The organism is Methylobacterium sp. E-066 (assembly GCF_022829635.1).
Classification (GTDB): domain Bacteria; phylum Pseudomonadota; class Alphaproteobacteria; order Rhizobiales; family Beijerinckiaceae; genus Methylobacterium.
Genome location: NZ_JAKSYO010000183.1, coordinates 228,945 through 248,196 on the forward strand (window position 1 = coordinate 228,945; position 19,252 = coordinate 248,196).

Annotated in this window: 28 protein-coding genes; 26 read left to right on the forward strand and 2 right to left on the reverse strand. The window is 66.3% G+C overall.

Features of this window, described 5'->3' with window-relative positions:
• Positions 1-78 precede the first annotated feature (78 nt).
• The 7 genes from MKL20_RS27200 to MKL20_RS27230 all read left to right on the forward strand — a co-directional run bounded on the left by MKL20_RS27200 (position 79) and on the right by MKL20_RS27230 (position 4,292).
• On the forward strand, positions 79-375 hold the full coding sequence (locus MKL20_RS27200; RefSeq protein WP_244039267.1) for a hypothetical protein: 297 nt from the start codon (positions 79-81) through the stop codon (positions 373-375).
• Between the two features lie 336 nt (positions 376-711).
• Positions 712-1,788, forward strand: a complete 1,077-nt coding sequence (locus tag MKL20_RS27205) for a helix-turn-helix domain-containing protein (RefSeq protein WP_244039268.1) — start codon at positions 712-714, stop codon at positions 1,786-1,788.
• A gap of 48 nt (positions 1,789-1,836) precedes the next feature.
• Positions 1,837-2,244 (forward strand): MucR family transcriptional regulator, encoded by a 408-nt coding sequence (locus MKL20_RS27210; protein ID WP_244039269.1) that lies wholly within the window; start codon positions 1,837-1,839, stop codon positions 2,242-2,244.
• A 24-nt stretch (positions 2,245-2,268) separates the two neighbouring features.
• Positions 2,269-2,496: a hypothetical protein gene (locus MKL20_RS27215; RefSeq protein ID WP_244039270.1), complete on the forward strand. Its 228-nt coding sequence runs from the start codon at positions 2,269-2,271 to the stop codon at positions 2,494-2,496.
• A 33-nt stretch (positions 2,497-2,529) separates the two neighbouring features.
• A complete protein-coding gene (locus tag MKL20_RS27220; protein ID WP_244039271.1) occupies positions 2,530-2,748 on the forward strand; it encodes a hypothetical protein in 219 nt (72 codons plus the stop codon).
• Positions 2,749-2,913: 165 nt separating this feature from the next.
• Positions 2,914-3,609: a hypothetical protein gene (locus MKL20_RS27225; RefSeq protein WP_244039272.1), complete on the forward strand. Its 696-nt coding sequence runs from the start codon at positions 2,914-2,916 to the stop codon at positions 3,607-3,609.
• Between the two features lie 383 nt (positions 3,610-3,992).
• Entirely contained in the window at positions 3,993-4,292 is a 300-nt protein-coding gene (locus tag MKL20_RS27230; protein WP_244039273.1) for a hypothetical protein, read from the forward strand.
• 584 nt (positions 4,293-4,876) lie between these two features.
• Here the strand turns inward: MKL20_RS27230 and MKL20_RS27235 are convergent.
• Positions 4,877-6,175, reverse strand: coding sequence for a GNAT family N-acetyltransferase (locus tag MKL20_RS27235; protein ID WP_244039274.1), 1,299 nt, complete (start codon positions 6,173-6,175; stop codon positions 4,877-4,879).
• A gap of 81 nt (positions 6,176-6,256) precedes the next feature.
• Here MKL20_RS27235 and MKL20_RS27240 point away from each other — a divergent pair, with 81 nt between their 5' ends.
• The 13 genes from MKL20_RS27240 to MKL20_RS27300 all read left to right on the forward strand — a co-directional run bounded on the left by MKL20_RS27240 (position 6,257) and on the right by MKL20_RS27300 (position 12,208).
• The gene (locus MKL20_RS27240; RefSeq protein WP_244039275.1) at positions 6,257-7,285 is read left to right on the forward strand and encodes a LysR family transcriptional regulator; all 1,029 of its coding nucleotides are present in this window, start codon (positions 6,257-6,259) and stop codon (positions 7,283-7,285) included.
• Between the two features lie 156 nt (positions 7,286-7,441).
• The gene (locus MKL20_RS27245) at positions 7,442-8,464 is read left to right on the forward strand and encodes a hypothetical protein (RefSeq protein WP_244039276.1); all 1,023 of its coding nucleotides are present in this window, start codon (positions 7,442-7,444) and stop codon (positions 8,462-8,464) included.
• Positions 8,465-8,785: 321 nt separating this feature from the next.
• A complete protein-coding gene (locus MKL20_RS27250; RefSeq protein ID WP_243963062.1) occupies positions 8,786-9,052 on the forward strand; it encodes a hypothetical protein in 267 nt (88 codons plus the stop codon).
• Positions 9,053-9,246: 194 nt separating this feature from the next.
• Positions 9,247-9,396 (forward strand): hypothetical protein, encoded by a 150-nt coding sequence (locus tag MKL20_RS27255; protein WP_243963063.1) that lies wholly within the window; start codon positions 9,247-9,249, stop codon positions 9,394-9,396.
• A 13-nt stretch (positions 9,397-9,409) separates the two neighbouring features.
• The gene (locus MKL20_RS27260; RefSeq protein WP_244039277.1) at positions 9,410-9,640 is read left to right on the forward strand and encodes a hypothetical protein; all 231 of its coding nucleotides are present in this window, start codon (positions 9,410-9,412) and stop codon (positions 9,638-9,640) included.
• The gene (locus MKL20_RS27265; protein WP_244039278.1) at positions 9,637-9,786 is read left to right on the forward strand and encodes a hypothetical protein; all 150 of its coding nucleotides are present in this window, start codon (positions 9,637-9,639) and stop codon (positions 9,784-9,786) included. The genes MKL20_RS27260 and MKL20_RS27265 overlap by 4 nt, the downstream gene beginning before the upstream one ends.
• A gap of 1 nt (position 9,787) precedes the next feature.
• A complete protein-coding gene (locus tag MKL20_RS27270; protein WP_244039279.1) occupies positions 9,788-9,955 on the forward strand; it encodes a hypothetical protein in 168 nt (55 codons plus the stop codon).
• Between the two features lie 2 nt (positions 9,956-9,957).
• Positions 9,958-10,164, forward strand: coding sequence for a hypothetical protein (locus MKL20_RS27275; RefSeq protein WP_244039280.1), 207 nt, complete (start codon positions 9,958-9,960; stop codon positions 10,162-10,164).
• Positions 10,161-10,364 carry a hypothetical protein gene (locus MKL20_RS27280; RefSeq protein ID WP_244039281.1) on the forward strand — a complete coding sequence of 68 codons (204 nt, stop codon included), beginning with the start codon at positions 10,161-10,163 and terminating at the stop codon, positions 10,362-10,364. Before MKL20_RS27275 ends, MKL20_RS27280 begins: the two co-directional genes overlap by 4 nt.
• The gene (locus tag MKL20_RS27285) at positions 10,361-10,765 is read left to right on the forward strand and encodes a hypothetical protein (protein ID WP_244039282.1); all 405 of its coding nucleotides are present in this window, start codon (positions 10,361-10,363) and stop codon (positions 10,763-10,765) included. The genes MKL20_RS27280 and MKL20_RS27285 overlap by 4 nt, the downstream gene beginning before the upstream one ends.
• Positions 10,749-10,895: a hypothetical protein gene (locus MKL20_RS27290; RefSeq protein ID WP_244039322.1), complete on the forward strand. Its 147-nt coding sequence runs from the start codon at positions 10,749-10,751 to the stop codon at positions 10,893-10,895. The genes MKL20_RS27285 and MKL20_RS27290 overlap by 17 nt, the downstream gene beginning before the upstream one ends.
• 192 nt (positions 10,896-11,087) lie before the next feature.
• A complete protein-coding gene (locus MKL20_RS27295) occupies positions 11,088-11,936 on the forward strand; it encodes a recombinase family protein (RefSeq protein ID WP_244039283.1) in 849 nt (282 codons plus the stop codon).
• 5 nt (positions 11,937-11,941) lie between these two features.
• Positions 11,942-12,208, forward strand: coding sequence for a hypothetical protein (locus MKL20_RS27300; protein WP_244039284.1), 267 nt, complete (start codon positions 11,942-11,944; stop codon positions 12,206-12,208).
• A 215-nt stretch (positions 12,209-12,423) separates the two neighbouring features.
• On the opposite strand, the gene MKL20_RS27305 is transcribed toward MKL20_RS27300, so the two are convergent.
• Positions 12,424-12,612 carry a hypothetical protein gene (locus MKL20_RS27305; RefSeq protein WP_244039285.1) on the reverse strand — a complete coding sequence of 63 codons (189 nt, stop codon included), beginning with the start codon at positions 12,610-12,612 and terminating at the stop codon, positions 12,424-12,426.
• Here MKL20_RS27305 and MKL20_RS27310 point away from each other — a divergent pair.
• From MKL20_RS27310 to MKL20_RS27335, 6 genes are all read left to right on the forward strand, one after another.
• Entirely contained in the window at positions 12,593-13,201 is a 609-nt protein-coding gene (locus MKL20_RS27310; protein WP_244039286.1) for a phage tail protein, read from the forward strand. The genes MKL20_RS27305 and MKL20_RS27310 overlap by 20 nt on opposite strands.
• A 252-nt stretch (positions 13,202-13,453) precedes the next feature.
• A complete protein-coding gene (locus MKL20_RS27315; RefSeq protein WP_244039287.1) occupies positions 13,454-14,101 on the forward strand; it encodes a hypothetical protein in 648 nt (215 codons plus the stop codon).
• Positions 14,102-14,112: 11 nt separating this feature from the next.
• Positions 14,113-16,083: a phage terminase large subunit family protein gene (locus tag MKL20_RS27320; RefSeq protein ID WP_244039288.1), complete on the forward strand. Its 1,971-nt coding sequence runs from the start codon at positions 14,113-14,115 to the stop codon at positions 16,081-16,083.
• Positions 16,084-16,087: 4 nt separating this feature from the next.
• Positions 16,088-16,315 (forward strand): gpW family protein, encoded by a 228-nt coding sequence (locus MKL20_RS27325; RefSeq protein ID WP_244039289.1) that lies wholly within the window; start codon positions 16,088-16,090, stop codon positions 16,313-16,315.
• Complete coding sequence (locus MKL20_RS27330; protein ID WP_244039290.1) at positions 16,312-17,952, forward strand: phage portal protein; 1,641 nt, start codon at positions 16,312-16,314, stop codon at positions 17,950-17,952. Before MKL20_RS27325 ends, MKL20_RS27330 begins: the two co-directional genes overlap by 4 nt.
• A complete protein-coding gene (locus MKL20_RS27335) occupies positions 17,952-19,235 on the forward strand; it encodes a S49 family peptidase (protein ID WP_244039291.1) in 1,284 nt (427 codons plus the stop codon). The genes MKL20_RS27330 and MKL20_RS27335 overlap by 1 nt, the downstream gene beginning before the upstream one ends.
• Positions 19,236-19,252: the final 17 nt, after the last annotated feature.

A 19,252-nucleotide genomic window follows, 5' to 3' on the forward strand; every position in this document is an offset into this window, starting at 1 on the left:
GACTCGGACTCTGAATCGCTTCCAGCCGCCGTCCGGCGGCCTCTCCGCGCCTGTGCGCCAACCCGCCCGAGGTCATTGATGAGCATGCCCACCGTCCCGGTGCTGATGGCGAAGGACAACCCGACCGGCTGGAAGCTTGAGGAGCTGTTGCCCCAGCTCCGCCAGGAGATCGCCGACAAGAACGCTCGCCTCGCCGGCGACCAGTCCGCCACCGCCATCCTAGTCCGGGCCAACAACATCCGGGTGCTCGATCACCTCCTGGCGGCCGAGGACCTCCAGCGCAACACGATCGACCGCCTCGCGGCGCTCGCCCCCGATCCCGGCCCGGACGGCCCGCCGCGCATCGGCGCCGGTGCATCAGCTCCGGAGGCCTGATCCAATGATCACCCTCTGGCCCTTGCCCCGCGGCCCTCCACGCCCGGCCCATCGAGAGCTTCGCGCGCCCTGCAGTTGGTCCCCGCCTCGTGCCCGGTCTGATGCCGCCCGGTCCGGACGAGAACCGGCCTTCCGCAGGTCCTGAGCCCACGCCTCCAGACGCCGTCCTTTTCGGCGGAGGCTGACGGCTCGGTCTGCGCCGCGAGCTTCCCACCCGCCCCGACGATCCGACCGCCGTTCGCGACCAGCGATTCCGGCGTCGGCTTTTCGCGTGCCCGAAGCCGGACAGGCTTCGCGGCTGGAGAATGAAGCTGTGCCCGGACGAAGGCCGCCCCCATGACGATCATCCGCAGACGCCACAACAAGAACTTCACCGTCATCGGCAACGAGGTGTTCGCCGACGAACGCCTGGAGCTCGATGCCCTCGGGCTGCTCTGCTACCTGCGCTCGCGTCCGCACGACTGGAACATCTCCACCGAGCACCTGCGCCGCCGTTTCGGCTGCGGCCCTGAGAAGATGCAGCGCCTGATGCGCGAGCTGATCGCCGTCGGCTGGATCCAGCGGCACGAGCTGCCGCGCGGGCCGCGCGGGATCTACGGCGGGTTCGAGTACGTCGTCCTGGACGAGCCCGAGCTCACCCCGGACGAGCAGAACGCCGCGGAAACACCGGGCGCACGGGAAGCGGAAAAACCGACTCCCGTACCGGAGTCGGATCAGCCGACTCCCGGTGAACCGTGCACGGCTGAACCGGAGTCGGTCGAACCGGAGTCGGTAAACCCGACCGCCTACTTAGAACTAGATTCTACCAAGGGATTCTCCCCCCTTAATCCCCCCGTGGCCGGGGGGACTCGCTCGATCGAGGAACGGATCTCCGAACGGGAGGCCTTGGCCGGACGGCGGCCCGAGCGATCGACCGAGCGCCGGCCACGAGCCGAACGGGGCTGCCGAGGGGCAGTGCCGCCCGCGGTGCCGCTGGATCTCGCCGCGCTCGCCAGATTCGAGCGGCTGTGGACCGCCTACCCGGCCAGCGGCCGCCTGACCGCCGGCCGGGCCGAAGCGCTGACCCGCTTCGCCGATCTGACGGCGGCCGAGCAGGAGACCGCGATTCGCACGGCGGTGGCCTACGCCGCCTCCTGCACCCAGCTGCGCAGCCAGGCCAAGGCGCTGCAGCGCTGGCTCCGGGACGGCCGCTGGCGCAACGGCGAGCTCGCCCTCGCCCCGGCTGCGTCCGGGCCCGGCGCCCCGCCCCAGCGCGTGTTCATCCGCGACGGTTCCCCCGAGTGGGACGCCTGGGCCGCGCATTACCGGAACCTCGGCAAGCCGATGCCGACCCCGATTCGATCGGAGCTCAACCGCGCCGACGGCTGGAATTTCCCGTCGGCGCTCCCGCCCGCGGCCGCGTCGGCCGCCTGACGATCCACCCCGGCGCTCGATCGCCCAAAGCTCACGGAGGAAATCCCCATGGCCACCACCAACGAACGCCTGATCACCCGCACGGCCGACCTCGCGGCCGCCTACGTCGCCCACAACCACGTGGCGGCCTCCGAGCTGCCGACGCTGCTCACGACGCTCCACGGGGCGCTGTGCGGGCTGGGGCACGCGAACGCGGCCCACCGGCCCACCCCCGCCCAGATCCGCGCCTCGATCCAGCCCGACGCGCTCATCAGCTTCGAGGACGGACGCCCCTACAAGGTCCTGCGCCGACACCTCACCGAGATCGGCATCACCCCGGAGGCCTACCGGGCGAAGTGGGGCTTGCCGGCCGACTATCCGCTCGTGCCGCAGGCCTACAGCGCGCGGCGTTCGGAGATCTCGAAGGCGATCGGGTTGGGCGGGCCGGGCCGCAGGGTGCAGCAGGCGGCGGAGTAGGCCGGCGGTAGCGTTTGACAGACCATGCCGGAGCATCCCGCCCCACGATGCGTCCACTACGTCGGCTTCCGGGACGATCGCTACTGGAACGCCTACCGGATCTTCGGCGGTCCCCGCTTCATCCACCGACGCTGGGACCGCCGGGCCCGCCGGGACATCGGCCCGGGCGACGTCGTGATCTTCGCTACCGGCGACGAGCATCAGCCGATCGTCGAGTACAACGGAAACGATGTGGACGAGGGCGGCGCGTAGGCGGACGGGAACTCTTTCGAACAGGGAGACGACATGAGCACGAAGCTGCCGTCTGACATCCTAACAGCGATCGAGGCATTCGAAACTGCCGCACTCTGGTGCGGCAAGTGCCCCGGTGAAACCAAGGAGGCCGAGGAGGCTAAGGCCGCCCGCGCCGTGCGTGACGCCACGATCCTGCGGCATCTGCCGTCCGCACGGCCGCTATTGTCTGCCGAGGATGCGGAGGCACTACGCATGGGTGGCGACCGCTGAAAAGCGCGGAGGGGAAAGGAGTCGAACTCGGATCGCGGCGGTGCATGACACGCCAATAAATAAAGCTTCCGACGAGCGAGCCCCTAGAAATCGGAACTGTGATCGCACGAGGAATATAGCTGAGTTTTTCAGCAGCGGTTGGGTGACAATGCTGAGGGAGGTCGTATGAGCACGGTCGTCGAAGAACTCAAAGGGCAAGTGCGGGCCGCTGGAAATGAATTCGATACCGTAATGCAGTTCCACGAGGTGTGGCGACCGGCGGCCTTCGATGCCGACCTGCGGGCGAGGATGCTGCCCTCGTTCGCCGGACACGCCTACCACCTGATCCGCATCGCACTCCGGCGGGAGGTCTACCTCGGGCTGATGAGGCTCTGGGGATCGCGAAAAGACGAGCTGCGGCTCGAGGAGATCGGGCGGCAACTGCGGACGCCGAAGGTGTTCGATGCCCTCGTCGCTGACCGCATAAAGACCTGGCCGTTCGGCGACGAGGACGGGCTACGTAGGAGTCTACAGGTCCACGTCGATAAGGCTTTCGAAATCATCGACAGGTACTCGAAGGGCGGTGCGGGGGAGCCGACTTTGGCGTACCTGCGCAAGCTGCGGCACGAGCACCTCGCGCACCGGGCGAAAAACCCGGTCCAACCCGAGGCCCCGGACCAGATCGACGCGGACGTCGAGGCCCTCTACGGGGACATGGCGACCCTGGTCAGCGAGTTGTTCCACGCCGTGCTCGCCACCGCCTACAACCCGCGGGATACGGCGGACGGGTTCAAGTATTATGCCGAGCTGTTTTGGGAGGCTGCGCGGGGCGAACGCACCGAGGGCCACCCTAGGTATCGGCCGCCACCGACGTCGCCCTGAATGGGGAGATGCATCCGAGAGGGATGGTCTGCCGAATTCCCATACGGACATGGCTGCACACAAGGCGTTTGAAAGGCCACGTGTTCGACGGAGGTGACATGGTTAGAACATGCGGTTGAGACACATCGGGCTCACTCTCGTGCTCCTCGCCGGCATGAGCCTCGGGATCTGGCTAGGTGCAGTGTTCGATCTCTGATCGACACGACGGTTACAATCGAACGAAGCCTTAGGCTGGCATAGTGGCAACGGCATCGAGAATTGGAACATGCTAGGAACGGGCAGCGGCGATGTGGGCCGCGCCACCGCGTTCGATGCTGCCCCGCCAGGAAGGTCCACCACTCCCCGTAGGCCTCGGTCACACGCCCTCCTGGACGAGCGGCGACGTGCTGCTATGGCTCAAGCGAGCGTTCAAGACCAACCCGAAGACGCGCAGTGCGGCTGAGATCCGGCCGCTTAATTGGTTGAACGAGTATCTCGACATCGCCGATCCGGACTGGACCAGAAAGCGAGACGTACTACTCGCCTGGGCACGATGCCGAGCGGAACGGGAGAGCTTTCAGGAGCTCATCCGCGAGATGGGCTGGAAATCGGCTACGACTTATCGCTTGCGCGATGAGGCCGCGGCGCAGATTGCATCCGGAATTAATGCGACTATCGTCGGGCTGCACGGTCATGCTGGCTGACGAGCGCTGGCATTCACCAAGCTGATCTTGCGCCATTGAACACGGTTGGTTTCGCGCCGTGATCGAGACCGTGTATAGTGTGAGTAACCACAGTTAAGTAAGAGCTGGCCGCATGGGCGAAGGGAGTGATGATGACGAGGTGCGTATGCACGCCCAACTTGAGCGGATCGCCGACCTACTCGATCGGCCGACAGCCGATTTCTTCGGCGCAACAAGTGCTCAAGCCGTAGCCCGCGACACGACCGAACTTCTAGCGATCTTGCATGCTATGGTCGATCCCGCAGATCGAGCCGAACTGCTTAGATACGCCCATTCGATCCTCGCCAGGCGCCGAGGCCGTCCGCAGTAGATGTGAAGAGCGGCGCGCGACGCAGTGCGTCAGGCGTCGCTTTCTCTCGATCGGATTGATCGAGCCAAGGCGATCGCAGCCTGGTACGCCGCCAGCTCCGCTGCCGCTATAACGGCAGTATCGCCGAGCTTTCGTGCGGCTTCCAAGAGATCAGCGGCGAGTTCAGCGACGCGCATTGCACACTCGCGATCTGGATCCGTTGCATCGGTAGGCTCATTCAGCGATGAGATCATGATCACGCGCCCGCAACAGGGCCGCGAACATTAGGACGAACGCTTGCCCGCTCAGCCGGCGAAGCCCGCTTGGAAGAGGGGCGGGAGGGTGGTCGAGAAGCTGATTGGTCCAAGATACCAGGTTCGTGCCAGCGTCCCTCAGGTCGCAGTATAATGAATGGATCTGTAGCCATCGAGATGGCGTCGGGATGTTCGTCAAGGTCAACGATCATCTCAATATAGTCAAAATCTGAGAACGTGAATTCCCGAGCCTTATCGGCCACGCGGGCACCGAGCACCTGCTTCCAAAATTCTACATAGCGCTTCTGCACATGCCCATAGATCGTCCGGTAGCCCTTCATTCGGCAAAATTCCCGGGCTGCTCGAATAATGACGAATGCGATCTCTGATCGACGATGTTCACGCCGCACAGCGACACGTTCGAGCTTCGCGAAGCCCGCAAAGAGGCGGATGCGGATCGTTGCGGCCGGCTCATCGTCAATGTAGCCAATTAGATGCGTAGCTGAAAGATCGTTTCCATCGAACTCCTCTGCATACGGGCAAATCTGCTCGCCGACGAAAACGGAGCTTCGAACGGATATTACTTTATTGTAATCCTCTAAATTGCGAACGACACCGACTGCGTACTTCGATGTAGGACTCGGATAACTATCATAGATGGGCCGCTCGACCGCCTGTACGGTCCGCCTAAATACATAGAGTGTAGCGTTGCTTACGACGGCAGTCGTATCGACCGGTTCGAAGCCAAGCTGGGGCATCAAGTTTTGCCCGGCGAACGTGGCCAATCGTGAGTACAGATCTGCGTCCCGGCGCAAAGGAGCACAGACCTGCTCGAAGGCCAGACCGATCCCCCCGGCCATCTGGCCTGGCGCATATATCGCGGCAAAGTAGATCGCGGCCGCCTTCTCGTGCTGGCCGACAAGGTGTTCCTCGTTTGGATCGCGGGCATCAAAAGAACCGTCGAGTAGAGCGAGATGGCCCGCCAGCGAGAGCGGCAGGATAGCAAAGAACCCTTGCGCGATCGGATTAGCCCAATCGAACGTTTTCTTCAGGGCGATCGCACGTATGACATCAGGATTGGCGGACATCATGCGGCGAAGTGCATCCACGGAAGAAGATGGACCAACTTCAGCTTTCCACAATTCCAGAAGTCTCTCAATTTCAGCCATACTTGGCGAGAAAATCACGACGCGACGCGCTGTCCGTGCCACATCCAGATTATGCAAACTGTGCCGACCATAGACCTCGACGGACGGGCTAGCATTAGCGAATATCTTCGTAGGAGGGTGATGAGCGGTCATGGTCTGGAATTCGCCTGTACAAATACTACCTGAAGCGGCGCAATGTTTTGCATTGTTTGCGGGGGCTGTATGCGACCAGCGGTGAAACGCGGTGTTCCAGTAAGGGAACGCCTGCCGGGCGAGCGGACTGAAGCGCAACTGGATTGGCAACTGCTCCGCTTGTTTCTGGAGCTTCGTCGCGCAGGCAGTTTCCGCGCAGCTGCCGAACGCCTTGCCCTGTCAACCAACACCGTGCGCCGACGCGTAGAGGAGCTTGAAGCGGTGCTCGGCGTGTCATTGTTCACGCGACATGTGGACGGAGTCCGACCGACACCTGAAAGTGAGCGCATCTTGGACAGCGCGCTGGCGATGGAAGAGGCTGCTTTCTCTGTTCTGAGGGCGCGTGACACGCTTGGAAGTGATGTCTCCGGAGACGTCAGGATTGCTGTGACCGAGGGGCTGGGTTCAGTCTGGCTGACGCCAAGGCTGGCCGAGTTCCAGCAGCAACATCCACAGTTGCGCATCGACATGAACTGCGGCCTAAGCTCAGCAGATGTTCTGCGCATGGAGGCCGACATTGCAATCCAGCTCACGCGCCCAACTGCAGTCGATCTCAAGATAATCCGACTAGGGTATCTGCACTCGATGCCATTTGCATCGCGAAATTATATCGCCAAGTATGGAAGTCCCCAATCCGTTCGCGAACTTGCGGATCATAGGCTAATCTTGCAAGTCGCGGAGCACACTGGTCAGTCGACTCTCTTCCAATCTGCAATCCCGGATATGGATCGTGCGCCCTTCGTGCCCTTCACTTCAAATGCCAGTACCGTACATGGATTGGCCATTGCGAACGGCATGGGCATCGGTTGGCTGCCGACGTACATTCACTCGCTACAGCTCGGGATCATTCCAATCGATTGCGGCGTCAATTTCCAGTTTGACATTTGGCTGACTTATCATCCCGACACGGTCAGGGTTCCGCGGGTACGTCAGATGATTGATTGGCTTCGAGCATGTTTCGACGGCAGGCGATATCCTTTCTTTAGGAAAGAATGGATTCACCCGAACGACCTTCCTATACTTGATAAGCATCTTCCTCTTTCGCAATTTTATCGCGGTTACATTCCGTAGTCAGAGCTGACTTGATATGTTTAGCAATTCCAAAAGTTCCACGGCGGTATTCTGCTGTTTGTGTCGAGCCGGCGGAAAGCTATCCAGTTGCCATGCGAGCGAAGCCTCGCAACGCTGAGGCAATCGTTCGCGCCCAATTGGGCCAAAAAATAATGCTTGACCCTGAGAAAACCGGACCCGGATCAATGCGGTGTTGCTGACCGGTGTGGGTTGGCACGACGATTGGGGACCACCGTGCAAGCATCGAGGCAGAGCACCACCCAGAGCGCGCAGAAGCGCCGCAAGATGACAAACGAGGAAGTCCTCCGCTGGACGATCCGGGACGAGCTACCCAAGCGCCGCGACGATCAACCGATCCGGGGGCCGATGCCGCCGGCGATGCACGCGATGTGGCGTGCGGGCGTATTCGGGGGACCGATTGACAACTGGTCGCGGGAACCCGGCATGCCGCTGGCCATGGGTGACCCTCATCCGGACGCGATCACGATCGAGGCGCACCTCCAAGTTCTGGGCGAGACCCTGCAGCTGGCCGCGGCCGGCTCGGCGGCGTGCCCGCTCGACCTCTCTGCCTACCCGATCCAGACCGAGCTGCGCGGGAAGGCGAACCTTGAAGCTCTGATCTCAGCTGCGCTGCACGCCACCCCCGCCTGGCTCATGACCTGCGCGATCCGTGGCAGCCGACCGGACGTTGGTGGCGGCATCGAGGTTGAGGCGGTGAAGTCGGACAACGGCAAGATCACGCTCTGGCGCACCATCAACACGCCCTGCGGCGAGGGCCCGGACGGCAAGCCGTGGTTCGCCAGCCATGACGAGATCGCTACCTCGAAGGGCGACGCCCGCGACACCGGCCTGTTCTGCAAGCTGAAATACACCCGAACGGGCGCCGAGGTCGTCGAAGAGCAGCTGCGCTATGCGTTCTGGCACGCGGCGCTCGCCTACTTGGTGCCCGCGCTCCAGTTCCTCACCAGCATCGAGGTTCTGCCGCCGAAGTCCAGCGCCGCTCCCTGGATCGAGCCGCAGGAAGAGGACCGCGCCCCGCTGCCGAACCTGCGCCCCCGCCGTCACATCGAGCCCACGAACCGCCGGGCCGCCGGACGCAAAGCCCTTCCGCTGCGCGCCTCGCCGGTCCGCAAGATCGACCCCCGCGATTGGAGGCCGGCCAGCGAACGAACAGCTTGACCGGGAGAACGGCTTGCGGTAGTTCGGACCCTGCAGAGTTTTAGAAGGCCCCGGCGGAAACGTGCGGGGCCTTCGTCGTTCCGGGCATGGCCCGAGCGAGATGGTGCGGCGCGCTCTCGCGCGTGAAAAAGGCATCGCAGTAAGCCGGCCAGCCAGGACGCCCGAAAGACCCGCAGCCGCCCTCGGGCGGTGGTTGAAGCTGTAGCCCTGGCCCGCACCTCCCCCTTTCGCCCGATCACGACCCGCTTCACCCCTGACAGATCGGCGGTGTGACGTGACGGGCGAACCCTATATGGTCGACGCCATGCCGGATCCGCTGCCGTGACAGAGCGCGAGATAGCCGAGCGCCTTCGGCTGCTCTGCGGCCAGGCCGACAGGCTGAAGATGCCGAGCCATCGGCACACGGCCGAGTCGTTCATGGAAGACCGCGACGAGATCCGCGACGGCCTCCGACGCTTCTATCGCGAGCTCACCGGGCACTGGCCCGATCAAGAAGGCGGTGGCCCGCCGCGTCGGGCGCCGGCGCCGGTGCCCGCCGCAGTCCTGCGCCACCGGGAACGTCTCAGGGCTACGGCCAAAACGGCCTGATCGAATAACGGCGGGCCGGGCTCTGCTGAGGGGCGTTGGCGCCCGACCCGCCGGCTACGCCGAGGCTTTTGCACGGCCCGACGCAGCCGCCCGACCTTGCCCATATCGGGTTTCAAATTCGTATCACGGAACCGTGATCGAACCCGCTGTTCGACACCAACCCCGCTCCGGCGGGGTTTTTCTTTGGAGCGTCCATGTCCGCCTCCCAGCGCGCTGCGCTCCTCGACCTGTGTGCCGCGATCCAGCGCTGCGACTGCGCCCCGGCCGACATCCGCTTCCGCGCGCACAGCCTGCAGTTCCGGCTGGCGTTCGACGCCACGTTCTTCCGCTCGATCTTCGGCTGAGAGCTCGACCCGCATGAACCTCAGCGCCTCCGACCTCGTCGACCAGGCCGTGGAGCAGCTGTCCCCGGCCCTGGGCACCTCCGCCGCCAGCTTCCGTGCCGCGGCCGACGCCTTCGACGCCTACGCGGCCAAGGCCCCGTCTGCGATGCACGAGCGGATCGCCGCCGTGATCGGCGAGGAGTGCCGCAACGCCGCCGATAGCGTGCAGGTGCGCCGCGCCTTCCTGCAGGGCTTCCGGTCGTGAGCCTTCTGGCGCGCATCGCCCTGCTGGTCGGTCTGCGCCGCGCCGAACCGGTGAAGGTGCGTTCCTGGCGCGATCCCGCGCCGGCGCTCTGCATCGGTCGGCCGGTGCACGTTGGCCGCGCGCTGTCCGTCGGTGAGGCCCCCTGACATGGATGGCCTCATCCTCGACCTCGACCTGCCGGAGCGCGTCGCGCCCTTCGTGCCGCCGGTCTGCCTGTCACCAATGACCGCGCAGGTCCTGGAGATCGCGCTGATCCTGCTGCTGGGCGTCGCCCTGCAGGAGACCTTCTTCCCGGCCAAGGGCCCACGGCGGTAGCGATGGACGACCCGATCGCGAGCCTCGCGCCGCTCCCGTTCATAGCGGTAGCGCTCGTGCTGCTGATCACGATCGCCGGCCTGGACGCCCATCACCCGGACTGGTCAGCGACGCTGGCCTTCCGTGACATCCTCCTGCTGGCCGCGCTGCACTTCGCGCTGGCCGCCTGCGTCCTGATCGCCGCCATCAGCTTGGGGCATGCCGCATGAACACGGTCTACGCCCTCATCCTGGTCTGCGCTGCGACCACCGCGCAGCCCGATTGCACGCGCGAGACCGCGCTCGACGTCATCACCGCCAAGACGCCCTCCGTCTTCGCCTGTCTCATGACGGGTCAGGCCAGCGTCGCCCGCGACCAACTCCTCGGCGATGGCCGCTTCACCAAGGTGGTGTGCGGCGGTCGCCCATGAGCTCGAACCGCCGCGTCGCCTGGGCGGCCGCGCTCGACCAGGCCCGAGGCAACCGCATGACGCGCCGCCCGATCCGTGAGGAGCGCCTGCGCGGCAAGGACTCGCCGGCGATCGCGCTCTCCGCCTGGCGCGGCCAGTCCGGTCGCCGCTACGTCGTCGCCGTCTACACGCTGACGCAGGCTCGTGAGGTCGATGCGCCTGGGGCCATCATCCTCGGCGTGCGCCGCGGTGATGGCGGGCTCGCCCGCATCGTCGGCGCGGGCTGGCGCGGCACGATGGCTGAAGCTATCGAGCTCGCCGCAGCCGACGGCGCCACCGAAATGCACGCGCATCGCCTCGCCGACACGGATGCCGAGCGCGAGGCGATCGTCGAGGACCTGGTGGGTGACGATGCCTTCTGAGCCGCGCCACCGCCTCGACCTCTGGACGCTGCTCGACGTCTACCGCTGCTCAGCCGAGATCCTTGTCGAGGCCAACACTCAGCTGCCGTTCGCGATCGCGGATGCGTGGCTGAAGCTGATGCGGGCCTGATCGTGTTTCGCGCCTGGTACCGGCGGTTCGCGCTAGGGATGGCGCGGGCGCTCGCCGCCTGATGTGACCGGGATTTGATCCCGGCTTTGACGGTTTCGCAGAGCCAACACGGGGCCAATTACTAGACCTCTTAAGATCTAGAAATTGGCCTCGAGGCGCTTCTAAAACACTAGCAAAAACAGGGGTTTGCGGGTGGCTACAAGTAGCGCCCGCGCCCGGCTCGCCCTCCGTAGGAATGCCGTCCAAACGGCCCAACGCGAGGAAGTCCGGGCGCTCGCCGTCGGATACCTGCGGGTTTCAACCGACGAGCAGGCCCAGCGCGGCAATAGCCTGCCCGAGCAGGAGCAGGCGATCCGCGCCTACGCCACGGCCGTCGGCCTCGACCTCGTCCAGGTCCTGGCCGACCCCGGCGTCTCCGGAACGGTGAAGCCGGCCGAGCGGCCGGGCTTCAGCCAGGTCCTGCAGCTCGCCGCCGAGCGGCGCTTCAGCGTCCTCTTGGTCAAGCGGTTCGACCGACTGGCCCGCAACATCGCGCTCGCGGTCACCACGTCGGCCGAGCTCGATACGGACCACGGCGTCACGATCCGCTCGGTCACCGAAGCGATCGACACGGGCTCGCCGTCAGGCAAGCTCATCTTCGGCGTCCTCTCGGCCATGGCCGAGCAGGAGCGCTCGGTGATCATCGAGCGCACCAAGGGCGGTCGGATGCAGAAGGCCGGCCGCGGCGGGTTCGCCGGCGGCGTGATCCCCTACGGCTACCTGTCGGATGGGAAGGGCGGCCTGCTCATCGATGTCGAGCGCGCGCCGATCGTGCGCCGGATCTTCGACGAGAACGGCGCGGGCCGGACACTGAAGTCTATCGCCGACAGCTTGAATGCCGACGGCGTACCCTCGCCGAAGGGCAAGCGCTGGTGGCCCTCGAACGTGAGCTACCTGCTCAACAACCAGGTCTATTCGGGCAAGGTCGAGTACGTCTTCGTGACGGACGGCGCCGTGACCCACGTCAATCGCCAGGGCGCGCACGCCCGCATCGTCCGGTGAACCCTTTGGCCGAAGAGATCGACCGCCAGCTCGACCGCCTCGTGGTCCGGCACGGCGACATCCTGGTGCTGCGCACCCGGCAGAAGCTCCAGCCCGCCACGGCCGCGAAGTGGCAGGACGAGCTGATCGGCCTTTGCAAGGACGCCGGCGTCCGGGACGTCACCGTCCTCGTCCTCGACGACTGCACGGACCTGTCGATCGAGCGCCCTCAGCGGGCAGACACCCGCATGCAGCATCAGGCGTTTCGCCCCACGCCGATCGTGAGCCGCTGACATGCCTCGCTGCGGGACCAAGACGCGGGTCACCGTCTCCGCGATCGACAAAAGCGCACTGGCCTTAAGCCGCGCCAGCCATCTCCTTCAGGACGCAGCAGAGCGTCTGGCGGCGCGCGGCGCCCTTCGTCACCATCCTGAAGGGCACCAGCGCCGGCAAGTCCGAGTGCGTGATGTTGCTCGTCACTAGGTGAGCGCGATGAGTGAAACCATCATCATCCGGCGCTGACATGGGCTGCCGCTGCGGCGAGCGCCGCGCCGCTCTCGGCCAGGGCCTGCGCGCCGCGGCCTGGGGCGATCTCTCTGGCGTCCGAGCCGCCGCCGGCGTCTTCGGCCGCACCACGATCGAGGACGTCGAGGCCATGGCCCGGCGCATGGTAGGCGATGAGCGGCGGCCTGTTCATCACCCTGGACGCCACGGCGCTCGCCCGCCTCGGTAACCAGATCGGCGCCGCCGGCAAGGGTGCGCCGCTCGCCCTCGCCCGCGCCATCAACCACACGGGCGCCAAGGCCAAGACACAGATGGTCCGAGCATTGGTCCCGCAAACGGGGCTGAAGCGCAGGACGATCGTCAAGGCGCTGCGAGAGAACAAGGCCAGCGCAGGCACGCTGACCTACACGATCAAGTCGCACGGCGGGAACATCCGCCTGAAGCACTTCGGCGCTCGTGAGACGCGCCAAGGTGTCAGTGCGGCGCCATGGGGCAAGCGGGACATCTGGCACCACACCTTCATGAAGGCGGGCTGGTGGCCCAAGCGGGTCACCAAGTCGAACTGGAACGGACAGGTGTTCGAGCGGGTCGGTAGCAAGACGACGACGCAGCACGGCACCAAGGGCTACAGGGGCATGGACCGCTTCACGGTGGTCCGCTCCGGTCTCTTCATTCCAACAGAGATGGTCCAGGGCGCATCGGCGGCGGCCTTCAACAGCATGGCGGCGTCGGACCTACCGGCACGTCTGGAACACGAGCTCGGGCGCATCATAGGCGGCTGACCCACCCCCCCTATCGCGGGTCCTACCTAGGGTCGAGCGGTCTTGCGGGCAGGAGACCCCGAGGGTCCGCCAGTCTGAGCCCGTTCGGAAAGCCTAAAAAGTCGGGCTAAAATCGACCGGACGCGGCAGACAAATCGCTGTCTTCATTCGGAAATCGCCTCTCGATCGCTTTTTAGCTCCTAAAATCGGGCTCAAAAGCGCTGCGCGGACCGTCCTAAAAAGCCGGAGGCTCCTGCGAGGCCGGGGAGCGCCATGTCGAACCCCGAACAGGTCGTTTCGAAGAGCGAGTTCGCCCGGATCGCCGGCGTCTCCCCTGGTCGGGTCACGCAATGGATTGATGAGGGCAAGATCAGCGGCGCCGGCCTCGTCGGCGAGGGCCGGTCGGCCCGGATCCGGGTCGAGACCGCGCTCCAGCAGGTCAATCTTCGACGTGATGTCGGACAGGCGTTGGGAAACGGCAGCGCGACGCGCGTCGACGCCCCTCGACGATCGCGTCCGGCGCCGCCCGACCCCGATGCCCCCCCCGGCGGCGATCCGTTCGAGGGTTGGTCGCCCGACGGCACCACGGACGACATCGATCGGCGGCTCAAGCAAGCCAAGCTTGAGGCAGCGGAGCGGGACAACCGCATCAAGGCCGCCGAAGAGGCTGCGAGCGAGGGGCGCTTCACCGAGAGCGCCACGATGCGCGCCGAGATGGGTAAGATCTCCGGTCAGATGCTGCGGATCTTCGAGGGCATGCTCCCGGCTATCGCCACGGCGATCGCGGCCGAGTTCGAACTGGAGGCGCGCGATGTCACGCACGCGCTGAACGAGCAGTTTCGCAAGGTGCGGGAGCAGGCGGCCAGCGCCGCCGCAAAGCATGCGCAGTCCTTGGCGGAGACCGCCGAGGTGTCTGCCTGACGGGTTGAGCGATGACGGTGCTGGCCAACGCCGAACGTGCGGCGTGGGACGCGATCGCCGCCGCGCTGAGGCCGCCGGCGAAGGTCGATTACCTCGCGTGGGCCGTCAACAACATCGAGTTCTCCAAGCGAGAGAGCCAGGAGGTCGGTCGCTACAACCCCGATCGGTTCTCGTACTTCAACGAGATCCTGGGCGCGCTTTCGCCCGCGGATCCATGCCGGATCGTCACGCTGGCCAAGTCTGCCCAGCTCGGCGGCACCGTGCTCGCCAACGTGTTCACGGGCGGCACGATGGACATGGATCCCTGCGATTTCATGTACGTCCACCCGACGGACAACAACGCCGAACGCTGGTCGAAGATGAAGCTCACGCCGATGCTGCGTGGGACCACTTCGCTCCGGTCGATCTTCCCAGAGAAGAGCCGGGAGGGCGGCAACTCAGTCCTCTACAAGGAGCGCGCTGACGGGCTCGGCTCGATCCTGATCTCGGGCGCCAACTCCCCTGCGTCGCTCTCGCAGGTGACGATCCCGCGTCAGGTCCAGGACGATCTGGCCAAGTGGGAGGTGAACTCGGCCGGCGATCCCGAGGTCCAGGCGGACTCGCGCTCGCGCGGCGTCACCTTCGCCAAGATCTTCAAGATCTCGACGCCGCTGGTGATGCCGGGCTGCCGGATCACCAAGAACTACGAGGCCGGCAGTCAGGAGCGACTGTTCGTGCCCTGCCCGCACTGCGGGCACATGCAGACACTCGAATGGGAGAACATGCTCCCGCACCTCGACGAGGAGCACCCGGATCGGGCGTTCTTTATCTGCACCGCCCCGGATTGCGGAGCCGCCATCGAGGAGCACCACCGGGCGCAGATGCTCGCCGGCCACGAGTGGCGCGCGGCAAACCCGAAGATGAAGCGGATCCACCGCTCGTTCTACGTCTGGTCGGCCTACAGCTTCCTGCAATCCTGGGCTCAAATCGCCTTCGAATGGTTTCGGGCCAAGGGCGACCCCGAGGCCGAGCGGGTCTTCCTGAACGACACCGTCGGACAGGCTTTCCGGGCCCAGAGCGAGGCGCCTCCCTGGGAAGGCCTGCGGGACCGGGCCGCCGCCTCGGACTACGTCTGTGGCACGATCCCGAAGGGCGGCCTCCTCGTCACGCTCGGGATCGACTGTCAGGACGACCGGGTCGAGTGGCAGGCCCTCGCCTTCGGCCGCGGTGGCCGGCGCTGGGTGATCCAGTATGGGGTCACGCCCGGCCACATCAGCGAGCCTGGCACCCGTCGGCTGCTCGATGAGCTGCTGCAGCAGACTTGGCCGAACGCGGTCGGCCGACAGGTTGGGATCGACCTCGCCGCGATCGACGGCAACGCCTGGACCGAGGATGTCTGGGGCTGGGCCGGCACGCACCCGGCCACGCGCGTCATCATGGTGCGCGGTGCAAACCGGGACGCGTCGCCAGTCCTGGAGCAGGTCCGGAAAGAGCGGAATGCCGCCGGTAAACCACTCAAGTATTCGAAGCGTTTCTTCAACTTCGGCTCCTCCGTGCTGAAGATGGCGCTCTACCGAAACCTCGCGAAGATAGACCCGGTCGAGCCCGGCTTCGTCCACCTTCCGCGGGGTCTTGAGGACGTTTACTTCCAGCAGCTTACCGCCGAGCGGCGTGAGGCCGTGAAACGCTTCGGTTTCGTAGTCTACCGCTGGGTCAAGGACGCGGGCCAAGCGAACGAGGCGCTGGACACGCACCTCCAGGCCGAGACCGCAGCCAACCGGCTCGGCCTGCGCGGCATGCCCGACCGCCGCTGGGACAAGCTGGAGGCGGAGCGGGAATGTCCGTTGCCTGCCGTGCCCGCGCCCATCGCGGCGGCGGAGTCACCGGCCACGGTACCGGCGCCGGTGCCGATTAGCGCCCCTCAGGGGCCGACTTCATCGACCGTGCGACCTCGGTTCGGCGGCATCGCCGCTCTCGCCAACGCCCTCAACCGATCGGGATGACCTCATGGCCACGCAGGCGATGCTCGACGAGGCGCGTGCGGCCTATCACACCCTTATGACCCGCGGCGGCCTGGTGAAGCTTCGCCACTACGAGCGAGAGATGGTCTACAAGGCCGCAGACCCCGCCCAGCTCCTCGCCTACATCGGCCGACTGGAAGCCTCGCTCGGCGTGCCGCTGTCACAGGCGACGCTGAGGCGCACGCCCGGGCGCCGGGTGGTCTTCGGCGGATGAGCCCGATCCGTATCCTGGGCCCGGACGGCGAACCCGTAGCACGCGTGCGTGCCACCGGCCGCGATCTCGCGAGCTCTTTCACGGCAGCCTCGCGTCGGGACACCGACTTAGAGGCGTGGAGCCCCCACAACCCGTCCGGCGCATCAGCGCTGTTCGGCGAGCGCGATCCCATGATCGCGCGGGTGCACGACCTCGCGCGCAACGACGGTTGGGCGTCGGGCGGCGTCACCCGGCAGGTCGACGCGATCGTCGGCTCGGGGTGGCGCCTCTCGGCCAAGCCGAACGCCCGTTCGCTCGGTCTTCGCACAGCCAAGGGCGGCGTCGATTACGACGCAGCCGACGAGTTCGCCTCGGACATCGAGGCGGCCTGGAAGGACTACGTCGACGACCCGGACTGCTGGTGCGACGTCGGTCGCCGCAGCGGAATGGGAGGCCTTCTCGCGCTCGCCTTCCGCCACCGGGTCCTGGACGGGGAGGCGCTGGCCGCGATCCTGTGGCGCCCGCGCGGCGGACCCTTCGCCACGGCGGTGCAGATCATCGACCCCGACCGACTGTCGAACCCATCCGACGGCATGGAGCAGGCGGGCCTGCGCCAGGGCGTAGAGATGGATGGCGACGGTGCGCCGATCGCCTACCACATTCGGGTCATGCACCCGGGCGATCTGTACATCGGCATGCAGCCCTGGCGCTGGGAGCGCGTGCCGCGCCAGACGAGCTTCGGTCGCCGCATTATCGTCCACGCGTTCGAGCCCGACCGCGCCGGCCAGGTGCGGGGCACCTCGCCGCTAGCGCCGATCGTGAAGCGCCTAAAGATGCTCGGCCGCTACGACGAAGCCGAGATGCAGGCGGCGGTGCTCAACGCCATCATGGCGGCGTTCATCGAGAGCCCCTACGACCACGAGCAGCTCGCGCAGCTCATGGACGATAAGCAGAGCAGCGAGGAGCTCTCGTCCTACCAGCAGATGCGCCTCGGCTTCCACGAGGCCGCGCCGATGCGGCTCGGCGGCGTGAAGGTCAACTTTACGGCCCCGGGCGAGAAGGTCACGCTGACCAACCCGACGCACCCCAACAGCGTCTTCGAGCACTTCACACGGGCCTCGCTGCGCAACGTCGCCTCGGCGATGGGCCTGACCTACGAGCAGCTCTCGAACGACTGGGGGCAGGTGAACTACTCGTCGGCCCGCGCCGCCCTCCTGGAGGTTTGGCGCGGCTTCACAGCCCGAAAGGATCACTTCGCCGCCCAGTTCATGCAGCCGATCTACGCCGCGTGGCTGGAGGAGGCCCTCGACCGGGGCATCGTGAAGGCGCCGAAGGGCGCCCCGGATTTCCGGGCGAAGAAGGCCGCCTACTGCGCCGCGAAGTGGATCGGTCCGGCACGCGGCTGGGTCGATCCGCTCAAGGAGGCCTACGCCTCGATCGAGCGCGTCGACGCGCTGATGTCCACGCGCGAACGCGAGGGCGCCGAGCAGGGCGTCGACTGGGAAGAGGACGTCCAGCAGATCGCCCGCGAACGCAAGCGCCTGCGCGACCTTGGCATCGAGCCAGAGGCCGCGCTCCGCGCACAGCCCGCCGGCGGCCAGCGGGCCGCCCGCGACGAGCAGTCGAGGAAGCTCGACGCCACCAAGGAAGAGCGCTGATGCCGAACCCGTTGCTCGCCCGTTTCGCCGGGGAGCCCGCGCTCGTGGCTGCCGAGCGCCGGGACCGCTTCGAGGCCTGCCTCGACGCCGTGATGGCGGTCGAGCACGGCCCGGCGATGCTGCGCGAGGGCGCGTCGGTCGACGACGGGTTCTGGCCGGAGGCCGGATCGTGGAAGGCCGCCTACCGCCCCTACGTCGTGGTCGATGGCGTGCTGCAGATCCCCGTGAAGGGCGTCCTGCTGCACGACTTCTCCTACGCGGTCGGCGGGTTCGCCACCGGCTACGTCTACATCCGGCGCGCCTTCGAGCGCGGCATGAAAGACGGCACCGTCAAGGGCATCGCGCTCGTGTGCGACAGCCCAGGCGGCGAAGTCGCCGGTTGCTTCGACCTCGTCGACGCGATGCACGCGGCCAAAGGCGCCAAGCCGATCTGGGCCTTCGCCCACGAGGCCGCCTACTCTGCCGCGTACGCGGTCGCCTCGGTCGCGGACAAGATCTGGGTCTCACGCACCGGCGGCGTCGGCTCGATCGGCGTGGTGACCGCGCACACGGACGTCTCCGGCGCGCTGGAGCAGCGCGGGGTGAAGGTCACCTTCATCTACGCGGGCAAGCACAAGGTCGACGGCAACAGCTACGAGGCGCTCCCCGCCGACGTGCAGGCGCGCATCCAGGCGCGGATCGACGCGCTCTACGACGTGTTCGTGGCGACCGTCTCCCGCAACCGCCCCAGCCTCAAGGAGAAGGCGGTCCGCGCCACCGAGGCGCTGTGCTTCACCGCCGACGAGGCGACGAAGAACGGGCTCGCCGACGCCGTCGGCTCCCTGGACGATGCCGTGGCCGCCTTCGTGGCGGATCTCAATCCCCCCGACCAGCAGGATGACACCATGATCACGCAGGAGGCTCTCGACGCCGCCGTCGCCACCGCTCGCGCCGAGGGCCGTGCGGAAGGTGAAACCGCAGGCCGTACCGCCGGAGAGGTCGCCGGCGCGGCCTCCGCCAAGACCCGGATCAAGGCGATCCTCGGCTCCGACGAGTCGAAGGGGCGCGAAGACCTCGCCCAGCACTTCGCCTTCGACAGCGATCTGCCCGCCGAGGCCGCCGTCGCCGCCCTGACCAAGGCGCCGAAGGCCGCCGCGGTGGCTCCGGAGAAGCCGAACCTCGCCGCCGACATGGCCGGCGAGCGTCGCGTCGAGCTGGGCACCGAGGGCGGCACGGATCCGTCGAAGCTGTCGGCGGCCGAGCGCGGCGCGGCCGAAGCCAAGGCCCTGCTCGGCCTGCGCTGAACCCGCCCGACCGTCTC